This window comes from Paenibacillus phytorum, assembly GCF_013141715.1.
In the GTDB taxonomy this organism is placed as follows: Bacteria; Bacillota; Bacilli; order Paenibacillales; family NBRC-103111; genus Paenibacillus_E; species Paenibacillus_E phytorum.
On record NZ_WHOA01000030.1, the window covers coordinates 42990 to 68375 of the forward strand.

The 25386-nt window shown below is 45.4% G+C and carries 21 protein-coding genes; 2 read left to right on the forward strand and 19 right to left on the reverse strand.

Features of this window, described 5'->3' with window-relative positions:
• Positions 1-45: 45 nt before the first annotated feature.
• Complete coding sequence (locus GC098_RS04925; RefSeq protein WP_171641483.1) at positions 46-1974, forward strand: methyl-accepting chemotaxis protein; 1929 nt, start codon at positions 46-48, stop codon at positions 1972-1974.
• 116 nt (positions 1975-2090) lie between these two features.
• Here GC098_RS04925 and GC098_RS04930 read toward each other — a convergent pair whose 3' ends face one another.
• From GC098_RS04930 to GC098_RS04945, 4 genes are all read right to left on the reverse strand, one after another.
• Positions 2091-2930: an MBL fold metallo-hydrolase gene (locus GC098_RS04930; protein ID WP_171641485.1), complete on the reverse strand. Its 840-nt coding sequence runs from the start codon at positions 2928-2930 to the stop codon at positions 2091-2093.
• Positions 2931-3093: 163 nt separating this feature from the next.
• Positions 3094-3900, reverse strand: a complete 807-nt coding sequence (gene motB / locus GC098_RS04935; RefSeq protein WP_171641487.1) for a flagellar motor protein MotB — start codon at positions 3898-3900, stop codon at positions 3094-3096.
• Positions 3897-4691 (reverse strand): flagellar motor stator protein MotA, encoded by a 795-nt coding sequence (gene motA, locus GC098_RS04940; RefSeq protein ID WP_171641489.1) that lies wholly within the window; start codon positions 4689-4691, stop codon positions 3897-3899. The genes motB and motA overlap by 4 nt, the downstream gene beginning before the upstream one ends.
• Before the next feature lie 24 nt (positions 4692-4715).
• Complete coding sequence (locus tag GC098_RS04945) at positions 4716-5174, reverse strand: MarR family winged helix-turn-helix transcriptional regulator (RefSeq protein WP_171641491.1); 459 nt, start codon at positions 5172-5174, stop codon at positions 4716-4718.
• A gap of 310 nt (positions 5175-5484) precedes the next feature.
• Here GC098_RS04945 and GC098_RS04950 point away from each other — a divergent pair, with 310 nt between their 5' ends.
• Positions 5485-6351, forward strand: a complete 867-nt coding sequence (locus tag GC098_RS04950) for an aldo/keto reductase (RefSeq protein ID WP_171641493.1) — start codon at positions 5485-5487, stop codon at positions 6349-6351.
• Between the two features lie 200 nt (positions 6352-6551).
• Here GC098_RS04950 and GC098_RS04955 read toward each other — a convergent pair whose 3' ends face one another.
• From GC098_RS04955 to GC098_RS05025, 15 genes are all read right to left on the reverse strand, one after another.
• Positions 6552-6815, reverse strand: coding sequence for an HPr family phosphocarrier protein (locus GC098_RS04955; protein WP_029199314.1), 264 nt, complete (start codon positions 6813-6815; stop codon positions 6552-6554).
• Complete coding sequence (gene ptsP / locus GC098_RS04960) at positions 6812-8539, reverse strand: phosphoenolpyruvate--protein phosphotransferase (RefSeq protein WP_171641652.1); 1728 nt, start codon at positions 8537-8539, stop codon at positions 6812-6814. Before ptsP ends, GC098_RS04955 begins: the two co-directional genes overlap by 4 nt.
• Before the next feature lie 29 nt (positions 8540-8568).
• Positions 8569-9726 (reverse strand): mannitol-1-phosphate 5-dehydrogenase, encoded by a 1158-nt coding sequence (locus GC098_RS04965; protein ID WP_171641496.1) that lies wholly within the window; start codon positions 9724-9726, stop codon positions 8569-8571.
• The gene (locus GC098_RS04970) at positions 9723-10160 is read right to left on the reverse strand and encodes a PTS mannitol transporter subunit IIA (protein ID WP_171641498.1); all 438 of its coding nucleotides are present in this window, start codon (positions 10158-10160) and stop codon (positions 9723-9725) included. The genes GC098_RS04965 and GC098_RS04970 overlap by 4 nt, the downstream gene beginning before the upstream one ends.
• Positions 10161-10183: 23 nt before the next feature.
• Positions 10184-12223 (reverse strand): BglG family transcription antiterminator, encoded by a 2040-nt coding sequence (locus tag GC098_RS04975; protein WP_171641500.1) that lies wholly within the window; start codon positions 12221-12223, stop codon positions 10184-10186.
• A 64-nt stretch (positions 12224-12287) separates the two neighbouring features.
• Positions 12288-13721, reverse strand: coding sequence for a PTS mannitol transporter subunit IIBC (locus tag GC098_RS04980; protein ID WP_171641502.1), 1434 nt, complete (start codon positions 13719-13721; stop codon positions 12288-12290).
• 492 nt (positions 13722-14213) lie between these two features.
• Entirely contained in the window at positions 14214-14387 is a 174-nt protein-coding gene (locus GC098_RS04985; RefSeq protein WP_171641504.1) for a hypothetical protein, read from the reverse strand.
• A gap of 196 nt (positions 14388-14583) precedes the next feature.
• Positions 14584-15327, reverse strand: coding sequence for a LutC/YkgG family protein (locus GC098_RS04990; RefSeq protein ID WP_171641506.1), 744 nt, complete (start codon positions 15325-15327; stop codon positions 14584-14586).
• Complete coding sequence (locus GC098_RS04995) at positions 15320-16837, reverse strand: LutB/LldF family L-lactate oxidation iron-sulfur protein (RefSeq protein ID WP_171641508.1); 1518 nt, start codon at positions 16835-16837, stop codon at positions 15320-15322. The genes GC098_RS04990 and GC098_RS04995 overlap by 8 nt, the downstream gene beginning before the upstream one ends.
• Positions 16824-17567, reverse strand: a complete 744-nt coding sequence (locus GC098_RS05000; RefSeq protein WP_029194752.1) for a (Fe-S)-binding protein — start codon at positions 17565-17567, stop codon at positions 16824-16826. Before GC098_RS05000 ends, GC098_RS04995 begins: the two co-directional genes overlap by 14 nt.
• A 109-nt stretch (positions 17568-17676) precedes the next feature.
• Positions 17677-18444, reverse strand: a complete 768-nt coding sequence (locus tag GC098_RS05005) for a DeoR/GlpR family DNA-binding transcription regulator (RefSeq protein ID WP_171641510.1) — start codon at positions 18442-18444, stop codon at positions 17677-17679.
• 9 nt (positions 18445-18453) lie between these two features.
• Complete coding sequence (rhaB, locus tag GC098_RS05010) at positions 18454-19953, reverse strand: rhamnulokinase (protein WP_376773833.1); 1500 nt, start codon at positions 19951-19953, stop codon at positions 18454-18456.
• A complete protein-coding gene (gene rhaI, locus GC098_RS05015) occupies positions 19950-21170 on the reverse strand; it encodes an L-rhamnose isomerase (RefSeq protein ID WP_171641512.1) in 1221 nt (406 codons plus the stop codon). The genes rhaB and rhaI overlap by 4 nt, the downstream gene beginning before the upstream one ends.
• Positions 21171-21197: 27 nt before the next feature.
• Positions 21198-23267 (reverse strand): bifunctional aldolase/short-chain dehydrogenase, encoded by a 2070-nt coding sequence (locus GC098_RS05020; protein WP_171641515.1) that lies wholly within the window; start codon positions 23265-23267, stop codon positions 21198-21200.
• Between the two features lie 474 nt (positions 23268-23741).
• Positions 23742-25352 carry a response regulator transcription factor gene (locus GC098_RS05025; RefSeq protein ID WP_171641517.1) on the reverse strand — a complete coding sequence of 537 codons (1611 nt, stop codon included), beginning with the start codon at positions 25350-25352 and terminating at the stop codon, positions 23742-23744.
• Positions 25353-25386 lie beyond the last annotated feature (34 nt).

Consider the following 25386-nt stretch of genomic DNA (forward strand, 5'->3'; position numbering starts at 1 on the left):
GAAAACAGTCGAATATTGTCAAGCAATATATAGGAGGAATGACTTATGAAGAAGATCAAAATCAATATGACCATGCGATTAAAATTAATTGCCAGTTTCAGCGGAGTGCTTCTCATTTTCCTTGCCGTTGCTTTGTTTAATCTGAATCAAGTGCATCAAATCAAGAAACATATGACGGACCAGAACGATAAAGTCGAACTTAAGGTGCTAGCGCTAGAGCTTAAAAATATGGTACAGGAAATGAACATCATTGCCTCAGGGCTAGAGATTTCCAAGAAACCGGAATACATCGCAAAATACAATGATAAGCGAAAGCCTTATAACGATTTCATTCAAAAGATTGGCGATACAGCTTCAACAGCTGATCAAAAGAAGTGGCGAAGCCAATTAATTCAATTATCCGTTGATTACATAAATAACTTCGACTCTGCGGCCAAAATGGTCCAAGACCCCAACTTGAAACCGACAGATCTGCAAATTAACCTCCTTTACCTATATAATGAGTCTCAGGAATTGAAGGATAAGATTTTTGAACTTGTTGATAAATTCTATGTCACCTATGCAGAGGCTGCCGAACAAGCAATAGCCAACTCAACGAAAGCACTTAATGAAAGCAGTAGAGTCATGTTGATTGCTTTTGCTATCGTCGTTATTGTAACCATTATTATTGCTTTTCTAATCATTAGCTCCTTCACACGTCCTATTAAAATTTTACAAAATGCCGTATCTCTTATTGCCGCAGGTGATTTGTCCCATACGATTAATTCTAAATCCAGTGATGAGTTAGGTAAGCTAAGTAATAGCTTCGACCATATGATCATTCAAGTTCGACAGATGCTGAATGCTACGATGCAGATTGCTTCGTCATTATCAGAGCACTCCCATGAGTTTCACCGCTTTTCTAAGCTTACGGCATCGGCCAACACAGATATCTTGAAGGCAATTACAGAGATATCGACGGGTGCTGATGAGCAAGCCATGAAAACAGAGCAAAGCTCGATGATCATTGCAGAGCTGGAAGCGGAGATTCGTGAAATTACCGCTTATACATATGAAATGAAGCGTACCAGTGAAGAGGCTGCGTCCGGTACAATACAAGGGACAGCATCCGTAAGGGCGCTGAAATCATCGTCAGATCAGTCACAAGCTGTCCTGCAGAAGGTCGATGCTGCCATGATGACCTTGTCTGACAGCTCCAAGCAAATTGGCGCTATTATTCACTCGATCACGGAAATTTCTACGCAAACGAACGTGCTTGCCTTGAACGCTGCGATTGAAGCAGCAAGAGCCGGCGAACACGGCCGCGGCTTCTCTGTGATTGCGGATGAAGTTCGTCAGCTTTCTCAGCAGACGAATGATTCCTCCAAGACAATCGGCAGCATCATTCAAGCGCTTCAGAAGCAAATCAAAGAATTACAGAGCTCACTGATCGAAGCTCGCGAATCTGCGGTTGCACAAAACCATCGGGTAGCAGATACGCTCGGTTCTTTCGAGGGCATCGAACAATCGATGAAAGGAATTATCGGGCAAATTGAACAAATCCATGTAAAAATTGAACATGTCCAATCCAAGAACGACAGATTAGTAAATTCCGTTCAGTTCGTAGCGGCCATTGCGCAAGAAACAGCTGCCGGGGTCGAGGAAGTAAGCTCAACCTCGATTCAGCAAGATGCATCCATCCGCCGGATCGCCGAAGAGTCGGATGATATCCTTGATCTTGCTCAGCAGTTATTTGCGGAGATTAGCAAATTCCAGATTAGTGAGACTGATGCGAAGAATCGTCAGGAGAATTTTGATCTTCAATCGGAGACCATCCATGTCATGAATGAGGAGCAATCCGAGGTTTTGGAAGATTATCAAATGGAACTGTTTGAAGAGGAACAAGAAAGCTTATCAACGGAAACACCACAGGATGACCTGAACAAAGGTGAATCTAGGAAAGAAAACAAAGAGCTTGCTCTTGTAGGAAAATAATAGTAACGTTAAAAATCCCTCTACTCCTCCTAATTTGGAAGCGTAGAGGGATTTATAATTTCGAGTATTACTACTAAGGCTAACCTAATTGTGGAGGACCATCCAATCATTACTGCCTAATGCACAAACCGACCTTCCTCAGGAATCGCTATCTTCTCAAAATCCTCCGCCAAACGGCCTAGTTCGCGGCTTAGTTCTTCACCGTTCATCGCTTTTCCATGTCCCGTTATCGCTAAATATGGATGTAAATCTTGAAGCTTTCTAACCGAATCCCAGGCTGCTTGCCAGTCTGTCGTGGAATACTTAGGTGGTCCGCTTATTTCTTGTTCTTGCGTGAACAGCTTGTAAAGCGACTCTTGTTTAACGGTAACGAAGGCATCTCCGGCTATTAATGAACCATCTTTGGCTCGAAAAAGAGAAATGTGTCCTGGTGTATGTCCCGGTGTATGAATCCATTGCCATCCCGTCAGTCCAGGAACGATACCATTAGCGGGTAAGGGATGTACATGATTACCTATGTCAATACCGTGGTTTGGAAACAGGGGCGATAGCTCGCTTACAAGCCCGCCATCCACCGTAGAATCCCCTTTAGGATAGTTGGATTTTCCCGTCAAATAAGTGATTTCCAACTCATGAGCATATACCGGAACATCCCAGTATTCCAAAAGACTCTCTATGGCCCCGACATGGTCAAAATGTCCATGCGTCAAAATGATCGCCGTAGGCTTCTTATGTGCTCCAAAACGCTCCTCAGCGACACGAATGATTTCATCTGCCGATTGCGGCATACCAGCGTCAACTAAAACCCATTCTTTCTCCCTGCTCGTTGGGTTACCAATGAAACAAATATTCACGATCTGAATGCAGTAACCATATATATCAATGGCAATTTCTTTGCCTTCACCGCTTGATAATGTAGTTAGCGGGATATACGTATGTTCATATGTATGCTCCATGTAAACCTCTCCTCATCACTCACAAATTCCACGTTACTATCCCCATTTCGCTGTTAAATTACTCCGTATTTCTCGATATGAAATGTGTTATTGAACAAAAAAAAGGCCAGAGTCTAGCGACTCTTAGCCTATCTTTCAAAATAAGTCTTCTATGTAATAGCCATTATTTCGCAATCTCATCCGTTGCTTTAATGTTACGCAAGATGCTCACTTCAACACGGCGGTTCTTCGCTCTACCTTCTGTCGTATCATTTTCTGCAATCGGCCTGTATTCACCAAATCCAACCGAAGAGTAGGAAGCAGGCTCAATTTTACTGTTATTCAGAAGTATTTTCATAAAATTGACCGCACGCTTGGCGCTTAGATCCCAGTTCGTTTCAAAGTCCGCTCGGCGAATCGGGATATTATCCGTATGACCTGCTACTTCAACCTCATATCCTGGATAACTGCCCAGCAAATTTGACATGGAAACAGCCAGCTTTTGGGATTCTTGTTTAATAGTAGCCGACCCTGAATCAAACAGTGCACGGTCACTAATCGTAATGGTCAGCTTCTCATTATCCAGCTTCGTAGTTAGCTGCTCACTCATGTTGTTTTCTTTAATGTAAGCATCCATGCTTTGCTTTAACTCTTTGAGATCCTTCTCTTCTTTTTGCAGCTTGGCGGCCAGCTGACTGTCGGTTTTACTATCGTCCTTCGGCGGAGGATTCTGGCTCTTATTATTGTTTTTCGTAGAATTCCCCGCATCATTTATTGGAACCATATTCGACATCGCGAAGGGTGCTTCTCCTCCCGTGAAGGCATTGTTCAAAGACCGCATAATCGAGTCGTATTTCTTAGAATCCACCTGACTAGATGCAAACAGAATGATAAAGAGGGCTAGAAGCAAGGTAAGCAAATCCGCATAGGGAATGAGCCAGGTTTCATCAATATGTTCTTCATGATCCTCATGCTTCTTCTTTTTACTCACTGTGAAGCGGCCTCCTTCGAATCTTCGTCATACGACGCACGTTCACTGTTGGCAACGAAGATCATCATTTTTTGCTTCACGGAATTGGCAGATACACCGGATTGAATGGAGAGTAGCCCTTCTACGATCATAAGCTTAATTTCTACTTCTTTCTTAGACTTCTGCTTCAGCTTATTTGCGAATGGGTGGAAAATAACGTAACCAAGGAAAATCCCGAACATCGTTGCAACGAATGCCGCTGAAATCAGATGACCTAGTTTGTCTACTTCATTCAAATTACCGAGAGCAGCGATGAGTCCAACAACGGCGCCAAGTACGCCGAGTGTCGGTGCATATGTACCAGCTTGCGTAAAAATACTTGCATATTTCTTATGTCTTGATTCCATTTCAGCAATATCTTCTAGTAATACATCACGGACAAAATCTGCGTCGTTTCCATCAATAATGAGGCGCATGCCGCTTTTCATAAAAGGGTCTGACAGCTCTTCTGCTTGCTTTTCCAAGGAAAGTAAGCCTTCACGGCGTGTGATGGATACCCAATCGATGAATGTCTCGATCAGTTCTTTTTTAGGCATTAATTTCTGTTCGGTAAAAATAATTTTCATTAAGGTCGGAATCTTCTTCATTTCTGCCATTGAAAAAGCAATAAATAAGGCCGATGCTGTACCACCGAAAATAATTAAGGCAGCGGCAGGATTCAGCAGTGCTACCAGGCTTGCCCCTTTCAATACCATACCCACACCAATGGATATAAAAGCTAATACAATTCCGATTAGTGATGACTTCTCCATATTCCAGGCACCTCTCCCTATGATCTAATTTTCATGAGTTGTCATGCTTCCTAAAGATCTCAACAAGCTTGCCAACGTTTCCTGTTCTTCCCCCAGTTTAGAAAAAAAACGGCGATCGGCTTGCTCGACAATGTCTATTGCCTTGGATATCAACATCTCTCCAGCTGGCGTTAAAGAAATTGATTTGGCCCGCGTGTCCGTCGGATGTTCCTTGCGAATGAGGAACCCTTTCTTTTCTAAGCTACGAAGCACTTGTGATGCCATCATGGGATCAATGTGCGCATGCATGGCAATTTGAACCTGTGTCACATCCCCAAGAGGGGATTGAGAATTTAACCATTCTGTGGTTGCCAGCAAAATAAATTGAACATGCGTGAGATCCAAATCATGCAGGGCATAACGAAGATTTTTTTGCCATAGATTCGTAACCTGCCAAAGATGAAATCCTGGGCTGTCATAAGGCTTTCCTTGCTCAATTGTCATTGACCCTCCGATAATTCAACAAAAAGTTGTATATGTACATATAATAAGTTTATTTATTATTTAATACAATCATTTTTTGTCGAAAAATAGGACTAAAGTCATGTTTTTTTGTGAATATACAAACAATTTGACGAATGCTAGCGTCCTTCTCTTACTTATTTTATACTTGAGGAGAACTAATTCCTGCTTGAACCGATATCAGTATGAAGGAAAACATGTTTCATATACCAATTTGGTATGATCAGGTATCCTTTTTGGAAACGATAGGAAAGAATGAAAGTCGCCATCTTACATACGAGGAGTGAATCATGTGGAGAAACGTTCGTTTGGTTCGACCGGGCAGCAATTTCCTGTTCTGAGCTTTGGCGCTCAGCGCATTGTCGACGAACACCAGTGTACAGAAGAAGAAGCGATTCAAATTGTGAATCGTGCGATTGACGAAGGGATTACCTATTTCGATACAGCACCAAGCTACTCGGATGGGCAATCCGAGGAACGACTGGGTAAAGCATTAGCACGCGATGGACGAAGGAATGAAGTTTGGATTGCTACCAAAACACATGATCGCACAAGAGACGGTTCCCTGAAGCTGCTGGAAGCAAGTCTGAAGCGTCTGCAAACGGATCACGTCGAAGAATGGCGATTGCATAATATCATGACGATGGAAGAGCTTGATCAATGCTTCGCCAAAGGCGGAGCGCTAGAAGCGCTTCTTGAGGCCAAGGAACAAGGGATGATCAAGCATATCTCGATCAGCGGCCACACGAATCCTAGAGTTCAGCTGGAAGCGATTGAACGGTTTCCGTTCGACAGCGCACTTGTTGCTTTATCCGCAGCGGATCATCTCATCTACAGCTTCGCTCATGAGTTTTTACCTAAAGCGAACGAGAAAGGTGTCGCTGTCATCGGCATGAAGGTTATGGCGCTCGGTAAGCTGGCACCCTGGTACGAGAAAGCACTCCAATATACGTTCTCGCTGCCGATATCTACAGCGATTGTCGGGATGGAATCCATGGCCCAGCTGGAACAAAATCTAGCCATTGCTAAAAGCTTTAAGCCAATGACTGAGCTTGAGCAGCTTGAGTTCCTCAAAGAAATTGCCCATCTCGCAACGCCGGATGTATTGCGTTGGAAAACAACCGATTGGGTGTCCGGTGAATGGTACGTTCGTAACTAATGAGAAAACCTCTATCGAGGCCATTCAAAGATGAGCGACTGCGTTTAGAGGTAGGTTTTATCGCCAATAAGAAAACGGTTTTCGTGAACCCAAAACTTATACTTTCTTATGTGGTCAAACAAGCCAGCAAGTAAGTGCCATGACTATCGGCACTAACCTGCTGGCTTTTTCAATTGAAATGGATTGGGTTTGTCACTCGCTTATTCTTCGAAGATGTGAGTCAGTAGAGCCCCTAGCTCTTTAATTGCCTGCTCCTCTTGCTCGCCGTCCACTTCCAAAGTTACTTCGTCATTCTGTTGAATGCCAAGTGTGAGCATACTAAGTGAGCTTTTTCCGTTAACCTTCTTATCGCCTTTGATTACATTCACTTTGCAGGGAAACGTACCAACCTTCTGAACGAATACTTTTGTCGGACGGGCATGAAAGCCGGATGGATTTAGGACAGTAAATGTTTGGGATATCATTTCAAGTCACTCCTTGTTTTCTGTTCTACGAATTGTTTAATTTGGGTCTGACTGCTCATGGATAAAACCTGCTCCGTGTAGCCTGCCCACTCTCTATGTGAAGTTTGTTTAATTAACGCTCTCGCTGGCAAAATCGAACTGGCACTCATGCTAAATTCATGGAGTCCCATGCCGAGAAGAATCGGTATCGCCGTTTCGTCACCGGCCATTTCTCCACACATGCCAACCCATTTACCTTCTTTGGCTGCTGCCTGAATAACCATTTGAATTAAGCGTAAAATGGCGGGGTGACAAGGTTGGTATAAGTAAGAAACGGTTTCGTTCATCCGATCTGCCGCCATTGTATATTGAATAAGATCATTCGTTCCAATACTGAAGAAATCGGCCTCTTTCGCCAAGAAATCCGCTGCTAGCGCTGCAGCCGGCACTTCAATCATAATGCCGACCTCTATGGTTTCGGATACGGCAATTCCTTCTTGAACTAGCTTCTCTTTCTCTTCTTGAAGCAATTGTTTGGCAGCTAGCAGCTCATCCACAATGGCAATCATCGGGAACATAATTTTCAATTGTCCATAGCTGCTTGCTCTCAGAAGCGCCCTTAACTGTGTACGAAACAGATCTTGCTTGCTCAGACATAGACGAATCGCGCGTAGACCAAGGAACGGATTGCTCTCTACAGGGAGCTTCATGTAAGGCAGTTCTTTATCTCCGCCTATATCGAGTGTACGTATAACGACAGGTTTACTGTTCATTCGTTCCAACACATGCTTATAGACCTGGAACTGTTCCTCTTCACTAGGCAGAGAGCTGCGCCCCATATAAAGAAATTCGGTCCGAAACAAACCGATGCCTTCCGCCCCGTTAGCTAACACCTTCTGCAAATCTTCCACACTGCCAATGTTGGCAGCCAATTCTACGCGGCGCCCGTCTGCTGAGATTGAAGGTTGATCCAACAGCTTGCGCAGTTCGATTCTTCGCTGATCGTATGCTGCTTTACGAGCTTTGTAGGTCTCCATCTCTTCATCACTTGGAGCGATGAGTACGGTGCCCTCTACGGCATCCATAATAATCATGGTGCCCATTTTGATTTCCACTGCCGCTGCTCCTGCTCCAACAATAGCTGGTACCTCAAGCGAGCGAGCCATGATCGCCGAATGCGAAGTACGGCTGCCGATCTCAGTTACAAAGCCAAGCACATAATCGAGATTTAACTGTGCGGTATCGGACGGTGTCAAATCTTCGGCTATCAAAATGCAAGGCTCGTTAATGGCCGCAATCGCTGCATAAGAGACACCTCGAAGCCGGCTCATAATTCGACCCGTGACGTCACGCACATCACTAGCGCGTTCCCGGAGCAGCTCGTTATCCATCGAGCTCAGTATTTCGATGAAGCTGCTCGCAACTTCATGCAGCTTAAATTCAGCATTCAAGCCTTCGCTTTCAATACCCTCGATAATTGCATCAATATAATCCGGGTCTTCCAAAAGCATCAAATGTGCTTCGAAAATTTCAGCTTTTGCTGCACCCATGCGCTGTTCAGTCAAATCTTTAATCTCTTCTAACTCTTGTTTCGCTTCCTCGACAGCTTTGCGAAATCGTTCTACTTCTATAGGAGCGTCTGCCACCTTCTCAGGGGCAGGTTCGTAATGAGCATTGTTCAACCGAAAAGCTTTCGCTATTGCAATGCCGGGGGAAGCAGCAATGCCGGTAAGTCGTTTTGTCATCATTTTAGCCATTTGGGGACTCCCCTTTCTCAAGATAGATCTGATTGTTTTAATTGTTCATATTGGGTTCTAATCATTTCATGAATCAGATGGTCTTCAGAGATGGTCGTATACTTCGTTATCGTTTGAGCAACTCCGAGCTTTCGCAATTCAGCTTGAATCTGGGCGGCTTCAGGATCTTCCTGATCATTAAACAAGAAAGCAGCGGCCATCGCCATAGCTAAATAGGTCGGTTTCATCCCAAGCTCATAGGCCTGCAAAGCGGGACGAACAAGACGATCATTGCTGGATAACTTACGAATCGGCGATCTACCTACTCGAGTAACCTCGTCTATCAAATAGGGGTTTATGAATCTGTTCAAAATTTTATCGATATACTGCTCATGCTGAGCAAGATCGAAGCCGTGTTTTTCGATAAGCAGGGCGCCAGTCTCATGCATAACATGACGCACAAGCGAAGCAATTTGCGAGTTCGCCATCGCATCTTGAATCGTAGTAAAGCCATGTAAATATCCAAGATAAGCCGCGCTGCAGTGTCCTGTATTGACCGTAAACAGCTTGCGCTCAATGTACGGCTCCAGATGTTTCACATAATGGATACCCTCAATGCGGTGGAAGCCCTCCAGCATTTGGGACTCGTCAACAACCCATTCGTAGAAGGGCTCAACCGTGACTTGCAGCGGGTCTTCATTATGTTGGATTGGAACAATCCGATCGACAGCAGCATCAGGAAATGCGATGCTTGCGTCTACTTTATCGTGCAGATCTTCACTTAGATGAGCGTATACATGTTCTTTGAGCTGCGTACTTCCACCAAGGGCATTCTCACATGCAATGATGTGTAGTGGCGCCGCTCCGCGTTCGATCCGCATTTCAATCCCTTTGGCGATCCCAGCAGCAATATGTTTCAGAATGTTTACGCCCACGGCTGTTGTAACCAAATCGGCCTCAGCAACGGCTCTAGCTATATCTTCTAAATTCTTACCATTAATAGCCGTAACATTTGAAACGGTGAACGTTTCTTGATCCTCATTTGCTAAGCGTACTGTATATGACTTCCTCTCCTGCAATAGCTCAACCAAGCTATCATTCACATCGGAGAAAATCACCTCATAACCGGCCTGGGACAAAATTAAACCAATGAACCCCCTGCCGATGTTTCCTGCACCAAAATGGACAGCCCTCATGACTCCATCCCGCTTTCGAAAATTTTCACCATTTCTTCAGGCGTCGCCGCTTTCATGATCATCTCCATGTTCTCATCCTCGGAACAAATCATCGCGACATTCGTTAAGATATCCAGATGATCATTACCCGCGGCAGCAATACCAATGACTAAGGTGGCTTTTTCACCTTCACCGAAATCCACACCCTCCGGAATTTGCACAATCGACAATCCTGTCGATAAAATCAGTGATTTGGAATCCTGCGTACCATGAGGGATAGCCAGACCATTTCCCATATAGGTGGACAATGTTTGTTCTCGTTCCAGCATTTTATCGATATAAGCAGCCGACACATGACCTGCATCTACTAACAGTTGGCCTGCCATCCGAATGGCCTCGAATTTATCCTTGGGCTTAGCGTTTAGTTTAATTTTATTCGTTGATAAGATAGTCATGGTTATCTCTCCCTATATCCGATTTATTTTTTATTTTCTAAAAAGGCAGCGAGTTCCTGGGATAAAAAATGCTTGATCTCCGACTGAGTCCCCGATTTCAATAGTTCGATCATTTCTGGAATCAATAGATAAGAGCTTATTTCACTGAGCACTTCAAGGCTTTCTTTCGAAAGCTCCTTCGGACCAAGCATGAGCAGCAGCTGCTTTACATCTGACGCCATACCTTGGTCTAACAGCAGGTCTTCCTTTAATCGAAATAAATTGAAAGATGGCTTCCTAACCTGCTCGCTTCGAATGTGAAAGAGGGCAAGACCCGTGTCTGGGATAACTTGACTACTTAATCGTTCTCTTTCTAGCAGCAGGTTGACGATTGGCTCCACTTCATCGATCACACCTGAGTGTCTAACATATCCACAAATGACCTCCAAAGTTTCTCTCAGACTGTGAAAGGATTGCTCGATAGGATACACCGTAAATGGATCGATGATGCTTACAATTTCGTTGACATAGTGTTGAATTCGATGCAATCTGTTCGTGGAATCAGCCTCTTGAAGCGATTCAGTACGCTCTCCAGCTTCTTTTTGCAGTGTAACATTTTGAATAAATAGCCTTAGCCGCTCGGCTTCTTCCTTCGTTAACAGGGGGCTTAGCTTCAAGTACTGATCTTCATCCAAAGGCAAATCCACTGTAGATATAATCAAATCGTATTCCTTTTCGGGGATGCGCGCTGCTTCAAACCAAGAAGCATGACCGATAATATCAATTTGCGGAAGCTCCTTGGTAAGTCTTACGGCCAACATTTTGGAAGTCCCGATCCCACTTGTACATACGAGAATCGCTTTAACATTACGCCTAAATTGCTTTTGTCTCTCGATAGAAGCTCCGAAATGCATAACCAGAAAGCCAATTTCTTCATCGGGCACGGCAATTTCGGTTATTGTTTTATCTACTGCTTTCCGTATAGCTTCAAATAGAGCTTCATAATCTTTCTTGATTTGCGATAAAAGCGGATTGCGAATGGTTGCACCTGCTTGAAGCCGCCTCAAAGCGGACTCCAAATGGCTAAGCAGCCCCTCTCGTAATGAACGATCATCGCTGAAACGGACCGCGATACTGCTCTCCATGTTCCGGATGAGCTTCCACACGATTTCCATATAGCTTAGCTCTTCCACCGGAAGCAGCTGATTCGGATGTTTGAGTGACTTGGGCTCCAGTAGTTCGGCTATATAGAAAATTTCTGCTGTTATTAATTCAATTGGAATTACCTTAGATAGCTGCTCAATCGTATGCGTAAGCAGCTTATTTGATCGAAGCGAGTAAGGTTCAGGGTGCAGTTCGATCTGTCTACCCTGCTGAATTCTAGCAATAGTTATCGAAATCTGAATGAGCAGATTGGTGTAATCTTGCTCGGATAGTTCACTTAAACCTTCATCTTCAGCAAGCCAAAGAGCGGCCTCCACCTTCGTAAAGTTTTCTTTCCCAATGAGTTCCAACAACCTTTGTGTAACTGGCGAATGCGAATTCACATTTTTCCCAAATAGATCAGCTTCATCGAGACCGTTTTTGGCAAGCTGTGCAATCATCCTGCGTTTATTCGCCTCGGAACCGCTCAAACCAACACCATATCCTCTTTTACGTACAAGGATTAGGTCAGACTTCTGTATCCAGCTATCCAGCTCATCGAGATCGTGCGTGATGGTTGGGATCGTTACGCCCAATTCATGAGACAAAGTGAATAGTTTGACAGGCTCCTCTTCTTGCAACAAGGTGCACAGAATCATGATTTTGCGATCCTCGGCAGAAAATTCAATGTCCGTCATCCCATATAACAATCGCCGGAACGCCTCAATCTTTTCCGGTTCTGCTTGTAGATGAATCCCTTTCCCCGATTTTTTTTGCAAAGTTAATCCATAAGCTGCCAAAATCGTCTCCAACTCGGACAGCTCCCTATGAACCGTTCTTGTGCTTACATTGATTTCGGCAGCGATTTCTCCTGCTGTAATATCATCGGTTCGATTCATTAACAGCTCTAGGATTTGACGAATCCTGTTAGACAGGCTCATGATATTTCTCCTCGCGAACAAAATGGAGATAACGCCGGCAAATAGCCAGCGTTAGAAAGGTATATTAAGATAATCGTTTCACAAGTTCATCGTATTCTGGACTTTTCATGAAATTATCGATGGAAATGTGTTCAGCCTCCGGAGCCTTATTACGTGCTCGATCAGTTAATGATTTATGAGTGATAACGATATCTGCATCAGGTGGAATCTCACTAATGGCTGTGTTGACCACGATGACGTCGATAGCAGCTTCTTTCATTTTCTTTCTTAAAATGGAAGCTCCCATCGCGCTTGACCCCATGCCTGCATCACAGGAGAACACAATTTTTTGTACCTCAGAAGCTGGCGTCAACGTTGAGGTGCTGACTTTTTCAGCTGCCGCGGCAGCGGGAGCTTGTTTCATTTCTTTCATTTTCGCTGTAGCCTGCTCCAAATCTTCTTCATTCTCGGTTTGCTTCGTCGTTTTCAACAACAATGCACCGACTGCAAAAGAGACAATCGTAGATGTGATAACCCCAGTGAAAATCGGCAGCATACCTCCTTTAGGAGCCATGGCAATGTAAGCGAAAATGCTTCCCGGTGATGGCGGAGCAACTAGACCTGCATTGAACAGGGAGAATGTGAACGTACCCGTTACGCCACCCGCGATAACAGCCAGGATCAGACGCGGATTCATGAGAATGTATGGGAAGTAGATTTCATGGATACCGCCAAAGAAGTGAATAATAGCTGAGCCAGGAGCCGAAAGCTTCGCTGCGCCACGTCCCACCATCCAATACGCGAGCAGGATACCAAGACCTGGACCCGGATTGGACTCCAGCATGAACAAGATCGACTTACCTGTTTTGGAGGCTTGATCCAACGCAATCGGACTTAGCACACCGTGATTAATCGCGTTGTTCAAGAACAATATTTTACCTGGTTCAATCAAAACGTTTGCAAGCGGGAGCAGACCGGCATTCACAAGTGCTTGAACTCCGGAAGCAAGAGCTTTACTCACGACCTGAACCGCAGGACCAACTACCGAGTAAGCAAGAACGGCAAGTATAGCGCCAATGATGCCTGAAGAGAAATTGTTGACGAGCATTTCGAAGCCGGATTTAACTTTACCTTCAATCGATTTATCAAACTTCTTGAGTACCCACGCAGCGAACGGACCTACGATCATCGCCCCAAGAAACATGGGGATATCCGTTCCGATGACGACCCCCATCGTGGTTACAGCGCCGATGACGCCGCCGCGTGTTCCGTGTATCATCGTACCTCCCGTATAACCAATTAGGACAGGGAGTAGATAAGTAATCATGGGGCCGACGAGCTTAGCCAAATATTCATTTGGAATCCAACCTGTCGGAATAAATAAAGCCGTAATTAATCCCCAAGCGATAAATGCACCAATATTTGGCATCACCATACCACTCAAGAAACGACCGAAACTTTGTACTTTCACCCGGAATCCTCCGGAGGATGCTTGCTTGTGTGCAGAAGTTGCACTCATTAAGATAACCTCCCTTTGTCTGTTTCATGTTACTATCGTAATGCAAAAGCGCTTACATATTCAATCAAATCAAAATCCCTTTTCGTCATGAATAATGTTGACAACATTTTAACCTACAGCTATCTCGGCTTACGCCGTCCTTGGACGAGCGTTTATTTCATTTGTGCAAAAGTTACGCCGAAGATAGTTCTCAAACACGCGCGAAGCGCTCGTTGTAGCACTGCCGTATGGCGGTGGTCAACACTTGTTTAAATATTCGTAGTATCGATGGCTCCATACGTGTGGAGTTGTATTTTGTACAAGATTTGGCTAGCTAATCCTCGTTTTCCCCGCGAATGTTGTAAAAATACAACAATTTCACGAGAAAGTAGCTAAATAGCAGGAAATACGGATAAATTGTTGCACAACATACAACATCTTCAGCTTTCTAGAGAAAAATCAAGGAAATTGTTGTACGGAGTACAACTTCCCTTCCAACTTGCTCTCTACTTCTCATACTTCTATCACTTCCACTATTTCGAACTCTTCAAATTCTTTCACCATTACCACTACTTCAAGCAATTCCATTACTTCAACCACTCCCACAAATTCCACTACTACTTCAATACTTCCATTACCTCCAACACTTCTAGCACTCTCAACACCTTCCACCATTTCAACTAGCATCTACCACTTCCACTACTTCCAGCGATTCCAACACTTCCACAATTCCACTTCTTCCCACTACCACTCAACAATCCAGCAAACAGAGAAACATGAAAAACACCATCACTTTCCAAGTGATGGTGCATGCATCCGGAATACTTCACTTGATAAATTAAAAAAGAGCCGCAAGGGAAATCATTCCCTCACAGCTCTTTGGTTACTCAATGATAAGTGCATAAACGATGCCGGGTCCGTGGACACCAATGGTCAAATCATTCTCGATGTCGGCCGAGCGGCTCGGACCCGAGATAAAATGAATACCTGCCGGTCTATCTTCAGCAGCAAGTTCATCGAATGGGCGCAAAACTTCGCCCAGCTTTGTTCTTATTCGATCCACCGGGATGATGGCAATAAACGTGGTTGGCAGCAAGCTGACACTTCTGCCTCTAGTAGCATCGGAAGTGACCACTAGTGAACCTGTGTATGCGACAGCGTGCTCAACGGCGACAATGCCTATGTCCGCTCCAGCCGCTTTCGCGACAAGCTCATCTTTGGCAGTAGGATCAGCACCTTCTGCGTTCCACACCGTGATGTCCGTTTCCGAGCCAGCAAGCACAGCACGAAGAGACTCTAGCTCCGGTTGATCCTGAATGATCAAGTGTTTGGCTTGTGTCTCTGCGATGAAGTTTGCAATGAAATCCTCTGCTTCCACCATACTCGCAAGACGCTTCGTATGGCCCCCGGCCTTCTGCCAGTTCGTCATGAACAACTGAATGCGCTGTTCGAGCGGGAGATCCACCTGCTCCCAGAATTCAGGAGCCCCCTTCATAGGGTGCGCGGGCGCTGTTTGTAAAGGCTTAGCTCTGCCTAGCCGATTAGAAATATTAGCAAAGAAGGCCTCCTGATCCTTCAGAGCTTCTTGGTGAAGCTTCTGGAGAAATGCTGCATCTGATTTAGCCATGATGATGTCCTCCTCCGCCGTCTTTGCGATCTGCCACTAGCTTCTCCATGCGGGCTTTCATCACGGAATCAAGTTCAGGGAAGGTGCCTTCTAATCCCTGCTCGATGTCCTTCCATGATTCACGGAACGTCTTCTTCGCCATGCTTGGCGCATAGCGGTAGGAATTCCAACCTTTTAACGGACCTATCTTCGCTTTGATATGACCATCGCGAACTAACAATTTCTGCCCAATGCGGCCGAGTTTAATTAACGCTTTAACCCGCTTCGCGTCGGACATCAAGAAATTAAAGCCCTTCATGCCGACCTTCTCAACAAAATCCGTCGCCCCGCGTTCTACTTTGCGTTGACGGAGATAAATGAGCATATCATGCAGTGGGATCTTCACTGGGCATGCCTCATAGCAGGCACCGCACAGGCTCGAAGCACTCGCAATATCGTCCCATTGGTCGACGTTTTTGTTAAGGGCAGGCGTAAGCACAGCGCCGATCGGACCACTATACACACCGCCATAAGCGTGGCCGCCGATGTGACGGTAAACCGGGCAAGCGTTTAAGCATGCACCACAGCGAATACAGTTCAGCAATTCCTGGAATTGCGGATCTCCAAGCTGCAAGGAACGTCCATTATCCAAAATAATGACGTGCATTTCTTCCGGTCCATCGCCGTCCTGCTCCCGCTTCGGTCCAGAAATCACAGACATATACACCGTGAGCTTTTGTCCTGTAGCCGAACGCGGCAGCAAGGTCGCCATCACTTCGAGATCGTCTAAAGTTGGAATGATTCGCTCCATGCCCATGAAGGTAATTTGAGTCTTAGGGATGGTACTAACCATCCGCGCATTGCCTTCATTTTCGAAAAGAACGATAGACCCCGTATCCGCAATTGCAAAATTACAGCCCGTCATCCCAATGTCGGCTTCAAGGAACTTCTCACGCAGCTTCCTTCTTACATAGCCAGCCAATATACCCGTGTCCGGCTCAAGCTTCTCGCCTGCATCCTCAGAAAGCAGATCGGCGATCTGATAGCGATTTTTGTGAATCGCAGGAATAATAATATGCGAAGGCGTCTCGCCTGCCAGCTGAATAATATATTCGCCAAGGTCCGTTTCAATCGCCTCGACACCGATTTGCTCAAGCGCATGGTTGATATGCAATTCTTCGGAAACCATCGACTTGGACTTTACTACACTTTTCGCCTTCTTATGCTCGGCGATTTGCATCGTCAAACGAACAGCGTCAGCTGCATCGGCTGCGAAGTGAACGTGTACGCCCTGCGCTCTCGCATTTTCAACGAATTTGCCAAGATAGTAGTCCAAGTGTGCAATCGTATGCAGCCTAATTTGCCTGCCTCGCTCACGCCACTCTTCCCAGTTCCCATGCTCTTCAGTCGCAGCTAGCTTTCCGTTCTTCAGCCGTTCGGTCGTGAACTTAACCGCATTGCGAAGAAAGTCATTGTTCAGCGCGACCTTGGATCTTTCCTTGACGGTCCCAGTAGGTTTATGATCGCTCATGCGCCAGCTTCACTCCCTCGGCCAGTAATTCCGCTAGATGCATGACCTTCACGGGTTTTCCACGGTAGGATAAATTGCCTGCAATATTCATTAAACATCCCATATCCAGTCCAACAAGTACTTCTGCTTCTGTTTCCAGCACATGATCCGATTTTTCGGATACCATAGCACCTGAAATATCGCACATTTTCACTGCAAAAGTTCCGCCAAACCCACAACAGTCCTCTGCATGTGGAAGGGGAACCAACTCCAAGTCACGAATATTTTGCATCAGCTGCATCGGTTCCTCTTTGACACCTAACAGTCGGCTGCCGTGGCAGGACGGATGATAGGTCACTTTGTGCGGGAACACGGCCCCCAAATCCGTAACGCCCAATACTTGCACGAGGAACTGTGTGAATTCATATGTTTTTTCTACTAATCGGTTAGCTCTCGCTAGATTGATAGGGTCATTTTCAAAAAGCTTCGGATAATAATGATGAATCATACTTGTGCATGAACCCGAAGGTGATATCACGAAATCACTGTCTTCAAACGCTTGAAGCAGTGTCAACGCGGAACCTCGCGCCTCATCCCAATAGCCACTATTGAAGGCTGGTTGACCGCAGCATGTCTGAGTCGCAGGGAAGTCTAGCTTGACTCCATATTTTGCAAGTAAATGAACCATAGACTCACCAACCTTGGGGTAAACAAGGTCGCTTAAGCACGTAATGAATAAGGATACTTTCATGATTGCAGCTAACTCCCTTCCTTAATCGTTCCCTCCTCAGAGGTATTTGGTTATACAAAAAACCATCCTCAGTAGAGAGAACATACTGGTGATGGGAGGAACATCATTTTTAACCTTTATCTAATTGGAGGACGTGCACACCTTTATCCCGAATCTGGTCCACATCATCCTTGTTTGTTTGCCCGTCTGTAATCAAGTGCTTAATTTCGGGCCAGCCGGCTACTTGCGTCAAAGATTGCATGCCGAATTTACTATGGTCAGCAAGCAGGTACGTTTCATCAGCGATACTGATCATTTTGCGTTTAATAAGCGCTTGCAGCTCGTTGGATTCGCTAATTCCACGTTGGATATGAACCCCTTTACATGACAAGAACAGCTTATGAACGTGATACATATCTAAGGATCTTTCCGCAAGTGGTCCTACATAGGACAACGATTTTGGCGAAAGGAGTCCACCTGTAGATATGACCTGAATTTTCTCCTTACCGCTCACCTCAAGCGCAACCTTCATCGAGTTCGTGATGATCGTCAGTGGCATATCGGGAATAATTTTGGCCATATACCAAGCCGTTGTACTTGCATCTAAAATGATCCGATCATGCTCCCGAATATGCGATACCGCTTCCTTCGCGATGCTGTTCTTGAAATCCGACTGCGCCGTTTCCCTTTCCATGAAAGGGACTTCCGACTGCGCTTCCTTCACACTAACAGCGCCGCCATGGCTGCGCATCAGCTTGCCTTCGCTTTCTAACCGATCCAAATCACGTCGTATCGTTTCTTCCGTTACTTGACACAGCTCGCTGAGTTCCGTTACGCGAATACTTCCTCTTTCATTCACCAACTGAACGATTCTCTGCCATCTTTCCGCTACCAGCATCGTATTCCCTCATTTCACCGTCGATCGGGACGCCACCTGACAAAATGCTGCATACGCTGCCTGCCAACCCGCTCCATCCTGAGGGAGGTACGTTTTGACCGGGAACGAATTCCGAATCAGCTTTCTGGCTTCGCGCAAATTCGCGATATACCCTAGTGATATCCATTGTACTACAAGGTTACCTAAGGCACTACCCTCAACAGGACCCGCCCAAACCTCGCGCTGTGTAGCATTTGACGTGAATTGACAAAGCAACTCGTTCTGGATGCCGCCACCAACGATGTGAAGACCTTGATACTTCTTCCCCGATAGCTGTTCCGTTCTTTCTAAAATAAATCGATACTTCAAAGCCAAGCTTTCCAACATACAACGAACAATTTCACCTTCCGTTTGCGGTACAACCTGATCCGTTTCCCGGCAGTATTGCTGAATTTGCTTCGGCATATGCTCAGGATTCAAGAACATGTCATCATCCGGATCAATGAAGCATTGGAAAGGCTTCACCTGTTCGGCAAGCTTCACTAACTCAGCAAAGCTGATATTTTTGCCTTCTTTATCCCATGTACGCTTACATTCCTGAATTAACCAAAGACCCATGATGTTTTTCAGCAAACGGTTCGTCCCATAAACGCCGCCTTCATTGGTGAAATTCCAAACTAATGCCTGTTCACTTAGCACCGGCGCCAACGTCTCAGTTCCGAGCAGTGACCAAGTACCGCAGCTTAAGAAAGCGAAATCTTCTTCTAAAGCGGGAACCGCGACAACAGCAGATGCTGTATCATGCTCGCCTACGGCAATGACAGGAATCGAAGGAACATCAAGATCATCACAAATCTCTTTGGTTAAGGCACCAACTCTAGTCCCTGACGAAACCGGTTTCAGTAATAACTCACCAGGAAGGCCAAGCTGATCTATGAGCTCCGTGTCCCACGTCTGCGTTGTTGCATTAAACAGCTGTGTCGTTGTGGAATTGGTGTACTCGCTGTGTTTTTCTCCCGTTAAGAAGTATCTGAGCAAGTCAGGAATCATCAAGAACGTATCTGCACGCTGCAGAAGCTCTGGATTTCTTTCTTTTAACGCATATAGTTGAAAAATCGAATTAAATTGAAGGAACTGAAGACCTGTTTTGGCATACAGCTTTTCACGACCAACAAGATCAATGACCTTATCCATGACATGATCCGTCTGATGGTCCCGATAGTGGTAGGGATTACCGAGAAGCTCACCATTTGCTGCAAGCAGACCGAAATCTACTGCCCATGAGTCTATCGCCAGGCTTTCGATATCCGTATAACCCAGATGCTTCATCTGTAAAATACCTTGTTTCAATTCATGAAACAATCTCAAAATGTCCCAATGAAGGTGGTTTCCCACCTTCACTGGATCATTCGAGAAGCGGTGAATTTCCTCGATCGTAACGATGCCCGCTTCGGAATCAAGTCGTCCGACGATCGCTCTGCCGCTGCTTGCTCCCAAATCAAAGGCCAGTACGCAGGAGGGCTTACTCACCAGCTGGCACCGCCTTTGCCACGAGCATTAATGCTTTCGTCGTAGCCGCTTTCTAGGTAAGCTTTCATCGGATCTACGGGTACACCGATCTCTTCACGAACGGCTTGCAGAAGCGGAGTCACGTCGAATTCGAATGCCTTACGGACTGCATCTTCTGCACCTAGAACGTCCTGACGTTCTTGAGCGTCTCTAACTTCATCGAGGTTGATCAACAAAGCTTTTGCATACTGTGTTTGAACGTTAAGCACGGAACGCAGCATCGCTGGAATCTTACGCTCGATATTGTGGCTTTGATCGATCATATAGGCAATATTGTCAGCAGCCTGACGGATTTGTGGATTTTTATCGTTCGCTGCATCAATGATTTGGTAAAAAATCAGGAACAATTCATACGGATTTACCGAGCCAACGATCAGATCATCATCCCCATATTTGCGGGAGTTGAAGTGGAAGCCGCCCAGTTTATTTTCATCTAACAAATAAGTCACGATATGCTCAATGTTCGTTCCTTGCGGGTGATGCCCCGTATCAACTAACACTTCAGCTTGTGGCCCCAATTTGTTCGCCAAATTGAATGCCATTCCCCAGTCCGCTAGATCCGTGTGATAAAACGCAGGCTCATAGAACTTGTATTCAATCAGCATACGCATGTTTGGCGTCATTGCTCCGTACATTTCTTTAAGCGCTTCATACATCCATGTTTTACGAGCTCGAATATCGACTTGTCCAGGGTAGTTGGAACCGTCTGCGAACCATAGGCTAAACACATCAGAACCTACAGTCTTAGCAATGTCCACACACTCTAGCAAATGATCCGTCGCTTTGCGGCGAATAGCTTCGTTAGAATTCGTCACACTACCAAAGATGTAATCATCCTCTTGAAAAAGGTTAGGGTTTACAGCTCCGATAGAAACACCGAGATCAGCTGCATGCTGTTTAAGCTTTGCGTAATCGTCCACTTTGTCCCAAGGAATATGGATCGCAACCGACGGGCAAGCACCCGTCAATTTGTGAACCTGTGCAGCATCCTCGAATTTCTCGAAAGGATTGCGCGGCACACCATTTTGCTTATACACCTTGAAACGGGTACCTGAATCGCCGTAACCCCATGAAGGGGTTTCGACTTTCAGTGCTTTGATCCTAGCTTTAACGGTAGCCAAATCAATACCTCTATTTGCTTGCTGCTCTTCAAACCATGCATATGCTTTATCGCTCATCGGATTTGTATCCTCCTATTAGGTGAATTAACGTGTGAAGGCAGCCGGAACGCCACCGTCAACTGTGATCATACAACCTGTCGTTTTGTCTGCTTTGGAAGAAGCGAAGTATACAATAGCTTCCGCAACGTCTCTCGGGAAAATGTTAACGAGCAGCGTCGTTCTTTTACGGTAGTGCTCTTCTAACTGATCCGGTTCAATACCGTAAGCTGCAGCCCGTTCATTGCGCCAGCCGGAATTCCAAATCGCGGAGCCTTGAAGAATCGCATCTGGCAATACCGAGTTCACACGGATGCCGAATTCCCCGCCCTCAGCAGCGATACAGCGTGCAAGGTGAATTTCAGCCGCTTTGGCTGTCGAGTAGGCGGAGGCATTTTTACCAGCAAATACCGAGTTTTTGGAGCCGACGAATACCATGCTGCCGCCGATGCTTTGCTTTTTCATAATTTTAAAAGCTTCTCTAGCTACAAGGAAATAACCCGTGCTGAGCACGTTCATATTCAGGTTCCACTCTTTGAGTGATGTTTCGTCAAAAGGACTAGAAGTCGCAAGACCTGCGTTATTCACGATAATATCGATACCGCCATAGCTGAGAATCGATTCGCGGTAAGCTGCTTCCACTTCCTCTTCTTTCGTTACATCCATTTTAACGGCAATGGCTCTGTTTTCGCCATACTGCTCGTTCAGTTCGGCTGCTAATTTTTGTGCGCCTTCAAGATTCAGGTCAGCTAGAACGACGTGCGCGCCTTCTTTTAAAAATTGACGAGCCGTTACGCTTCCGATTCCACCTGCGCCGCCTGTGATGAAAGCAATTTTGCGGGAAAATTCCGCTTCAGCCGGAGCCAATGTTAATTTATAAAGTTCAAGAGGCCAGTACTCGACATTAAAGGATTCATTTTCGCTTAAAGAAACGAACGTTCCGAGAGCTGTTGCGCCTCTCATTACGGCAATCGCACGGTGATAGAGAGCTCCGCTTACTTGTGCATTGGACCAGCTTTTGCCTGTGTTGATCATCCCGATACCTGGGATCAGGATAACGCGAGGTGCCGCTTCGTTCATCACGTCGCCTTCATTTTTGTTGCGGTCAAAATAAGCTTTGTACTCTTCTTTGTAAGCCGCGATTCCAGCATTCAAAGCTTCAATTAAGGAAGCTACATCACGAGAGTTTGGATTCCAACCGATGTATAGAGGCTTCATTTTCGTATGAACCAAGTGATCCGGGCAAGCCGCTCCTACTTGGGATAACACAGCAGCATCTTTACTGTTCACGAACTTCAGAACATCATCTGCGCTGTCAGTAGTCAGGATCATTTTCTTCTCATTGCTCACTGCTCCGCGAACGATTGGCAGGACTTGTGCCAAAATATCTTTTTGCTCGGATTCAGAAAGGGACTCGTACTTCGCTCCACCATAAAGGCTGCTCTCGTTCACACGAGCTTCAATGAAGCTTTCTGCTTCTTGAATGATAGCCAAAGTTTTGAGGTAGCTCTCTTCAGACGTTTCGCCCCAAGTAACCAGACCATGCTTCTCCATTAGCACGAGCTCAGCCTTTGGATTGTTTCTAACGCCTTCTGCGATCATTTTGGAAAGTGTAAAACCAGGACGCACATAAGGTACCCATACGAAACGGTCGCCGTAAATTTCTTTCGCCAACTCACGTCCGTTGTGAGCGCAGCAGAGACCGATAATCGCATCAGGATGCGTGTGGTCAACGTTTTTGAAAGGCAAAAATGCATGTAAAAGCGTCTCAATAGAAGCACGCGGATGTTTGCTGTCGATCATACAATTCACAAGGTAAGCAACCATTTCTTCGTCGGACATTTCATCTCTCTCGAATAAAGGACGAATGTCTTCCATACGAAGACCTGTGAAATTCTTTGCTTTCATTGTAGCAAGGTCAGAACCGCTGCCCTTTACCCACATCACTTCTACATCACGACCACGGAAATCCTTCTCGATTGTTTTGTACGAAGTGTTACCGCCGCCCCAGTTAGCAACTGCACGATCTGTCCCTAATAAATTGGAACGGTACACCAATTCCTCTACGCCCTTTGATACTGCATTCGCTTTTTCCGCTTCCCACAAATTCGCAACCATACGTATCCTCCTAATATAGGGATCTTTGAGCGTAGCTCAAAGTCTCTCCGCTTACGCTTACTTCCCATGAGTATGTGTTTGTTCTTGATGGATTCATCGTAACACATCTTTGTTTATTTTTGAATACTTATTTTTGTATTTGTTTTAATGAGAAAACAAAACATAACGGACTTTAAAACTTAAATCAAAACCAAAAAAAAGGAGCCATCCCAAAAGAGTTATAAACCTTGAGGGGTATCTCCTTAAACTTGGTTACACGTATCCATGAGGACTTCCGCCAATAAGGGGGAGGTCCATTTGGGGCAGAGTTGCACTTAACGGAACGACAAGCCGCTAAAGTGGATGAAATCTGCTAAAAATTGAATTAGCGGAACGTGAGGGCATAATCTGCTGAAGAAAGAATACGTCTAATTTAAAGAAAAAAAGGACTGCCCACAAGTAGATCTACTTGTGAGACAACCCCTTTGATTCCTTTCATTTGTGAAAACAGGCGATATTCTTCCTGCTGGCTCGATATTCGGAAGGCGTCATCCCCGTATATCTGTGAAATATTTTCATGAAATAGCGACCATCCAAGTAACCGACAGACTCGCTGATTTGTGCGACCCTGCGCTCTTTCTCTTCGAGCATGGACTTTGCCGTCTCCATTCTCAACTTCGTCAAATACTCGACAAACGTGACTCCGAAATGCTGTTTGAATAGCAAACTAAAGTAGCTGTTGCTGATGCCTAGTGTGCTTGCAAGCTCATCGATGCCAAGATCCTTGGCCATTCGTTCATGGATATAAGCCTTGGCCGATTCCATAAGTGCGACGCTTGATTTTTTACTTACAAATACTTCAAGATACTTACTGACCATTTCATCCAAAACAACGAGTAAATCTTTCGCGCTGATACTGTAACTGAGCTTATCCCATATGCTCTCCTCTTCGAGCTGTTTAAACATGTTGAATTCACGCATTTCGCGAAGAAGGTTGAGCACCAGATAATGCAAAATTTGCTGTACACGCAGCATAAGTGAATCGGGAATTTTTTTCAATTGATCATTGAGCGCTTCCATCAATTCTTTCGTTTTAATACGGTTGCATTGTTTAAGAGCAAAGACCATATCCTCCGTTATTTGCCACAGTAAATCAATCTGCAATTGCGATGTACAATTAGGATTCGTTGATGTCACAATGGTGTTGCAGCCTGGAGACAAGTGAATTTCCCACTGCACACGCTTATACACTGCCGCTAACCCAGTTACGGGCAGATAATGCGAATGAATGCCTACACTTACTTCCAATTTAACATTGCTTTTAACACACTCACGAATGTGATTCGCCCATTTTTTAGCCTGATTGATCTCCACATCCGACCTCTCGCCACGAGCTTGTTCGATCAATAAGCACCATTCTCCCTGACGTATTTGCAGGACCGTATATGTTCGCTTCTCCAAGATCAGCGCTTCCCGAAGTACGTTATAGATCGCGAAATTCCACAGTCTCTGTTCCTTCTCATCCCAACCGAGTGACAGCTGGGCATAGTGCTCAAGATCAACAAGAAGCAGCATATATTCGGTCTCATCCAGATGTGGTCCCTCCGCAGTTAGAAGGGGATGCGTTGCAACGGACGTGTAATCCATCAGAAAGTCATACAGTATTTTTTCGTAAACCAAGCTGACGACGTTCCCCCACGCCTTCTCCTCTTTTTTGGCTTTCAGTCGTCTGACAAGGATCGAATGCGCAACACGTCTTACAACTCGCTCCAGCTCCTCATAATCAATAGGCTTCATCAAATATTCCTTGACCCCGTACCGCATAAGCGATCTAGCATATTCAAAGCTCTGATATCCCGTTAACATAATACATTCACAAGAATCGTCTCGCTCTCGCAGCTTTTGAACGAAGGTGATACCGTCCATGACTGGCATACTGATGTCCGACAGCACGATGTCAGGCTTATAAAGGTCCACCAGTTCCAATGCTTTGGCGCCATTCTCAGCTAACCCAACGATTTCAATACCGATATCTTCCCATGGAATAACACGCCCCAAATTACGTAAAATGTTAATTTCATCGTCAACAAGCAGTGCTTTCAACATCAAAGACATCTCCCTTCTTCAAAAGCCAGGAAAT

Excerpts from the sequence above, each read along its gene's own strand:
- GC098_RS04930 (WP_171641485.1), bottom strand. The coding sequence starts at position 2,930 with ATGGAGCATACATATGAACATACGTATATCCCGCTAACTACATTATCA.
- GC098_RS05025 (WP_171641517.1), bottom strand. The coding sequence starts at position 25,352 with ATGTTGAAAGCACTGCTTGTTGACGATGAAATTAACATTTTACGTAAT.
- rhaI (WP_171641512.1), bottom strand. The coding sequence starts at position 21,170 with ATGAGCGATAAAGCATATGCATGGTTTGAAGAGCAGCAAGCAAATAGA.
- GC098_RS04965 (WP_171641496.1), bottom strand. The coding sequence starts at position 9,726 with ATGAGGGCTGTCCATTTTGGTGCAGGAAACATCGGCAGGGGGTTCATT.
- motA (WP_171641489.1), bottom strand. The coding sequence starts at position 4,691 with ATGGAGAAGTCATCACTAATCGGAATTGTATTAGCTTTTATATCCATT.
- GC098_RS04995 (WP_171641508.1), bottom strand. The coding sequence starts at position 16,837 with ATGAGCGATCATAAACCTACTGGGACCGTCAAGGAAAGATCCAAGGTC.
- GC098_RS04980 (WP_171641502.1), bottom strand. The coding sequence starts at position 13,721 with ATGAGTGCAACTTCTGCACACAAGCAAGCATCCTCCGGAGGATTCCGG.
- GC098_RS04945 (WP_171641491.1), bottom strand. The coding sequence starts at position 5,174 with ATGACAATTGAGCAAGGAAAGCCTTATGACAGCCCAGGATTTCATCTT.
- GC098_RS04990 (WP_171641506.1), bottom strand. The coding sequence starts at position 15,327 with ATGGCTAAATCAGATGCAGCATTTCTCCAGAAGCTTCACCAAGAAGCT.
- GC098_RS05005 (WP_171641510.1), bottom strand. The coding sequence starts at position 18,444 with ATGCTGGTAGCGGAAAGATGGCAGAGAATCGTTCAGTTGGTGAATGAA.
- GC098_RS04925 (WP_171641483.1), top strand. The coding sequence starts at position 46 with ATGAAGAAGATCAAAATCAATATGACCATGCGATTAAAATTAATTGCC.
- ptsP (WP_171641652.1), bottom strand. The coding sequence starts at position 8,539 with ATGACAAAACGACTTACCGGCATTGCTGCTTCCCCCGGCATTGCAATA.
- GC098_RS04955 (WP_029199314.1), bottom strand. The coding sequence starts at position 6,815 with ATGATATCCCAAACATTTACTGTCCTAAATCCATCCGGCTTTCATGCC.
- GC098_RS04970 (WP_171641498.1), bottom strand. The coding sequence starts at position 10,160 with ATGACTATCTTATCAACGAATAAAATTAAACTAAACGCTAAGCCCAAG.
- GC098_RS05020 (WP_171641515.1), bottom strand. The coding sequence starts at position 23,267 with ATGGTTGCGAATTTGTGGGAAGCGGAAAAAGCGAATGCAGTATCAAAG.
- GC098_RS04975 (WP_171641500.1), bottom strand. The coding sequence starts at position 12,223 with ATGAGCCTGTCTAACAGGATTCGTCAAATCCTAGAGCTGTTAATGAAT.
- GC098_RS05000 (WP_029194752.1), bottom strand. The coding sequence starts at position 17,567 with ATGAAAGTATCCTTATTCATTACGTGCTTAAGCGACCTTGTTTACCCC.
- GC098_RS04985 (WP_171641504.1), bottom strand. The coding sequence starts at position 14,387 with ATGCTAGTTGAAATGGTGGAAGGTGTTGAGAGTGCTAGAAGTGTTGGA.